The organism is Pseudomonas sp. HY13-MNA-CIBAN-0226 (genome assembly GCF_040310305.1).
GTDB classification, from domain to species: domain Bacteria; phylum Pseudomonadota; class Gammaproteobacteria; order Pseudomonadales; family Pseudomonadaceae; genus Aquipseudomonas; species Aquipseudomonas gregormendelii.
The window spans coordinates 1-205 of record NZ_JBEOPS010000726.1; the positions used below are offsets into that span (position 1 = coordinate 1).

Annotated in this window: 1 rRNA gene; it reads right to left on the minus strand. The window is 47.8% G+C overall.

Annotation, left to right across the window (positions count from 1 at the left end):
- Positions 1–71 (minus strand): 5S ribosomal RNA (gene rrf, locus AAEZ05_RS30615); the annotation flags it as partial.
- Positions 72–205 lie beyond the last annotated feature (134 nt).

Below are 205 nucleotides of genomic sequence, written 5' to 3' on the forward strand. Positions count from 1 at the left end.
TCGGCGATGCATCGTTTCACTGCTGAGTTCGGGATGGGATCAGGTGGTTCCAATGCTCTATGGTCGTCAAGAAATTCTGTGACCCGCCCGTTACAGCAGTAACGTGCAGGTGAAAATGAGTGACTTCTACAAAAACAAAACCCCTACCTGCATACGCAGATAGGGGTTTCGGAATTTAATCTTGACGATGACCTACTCTCACATG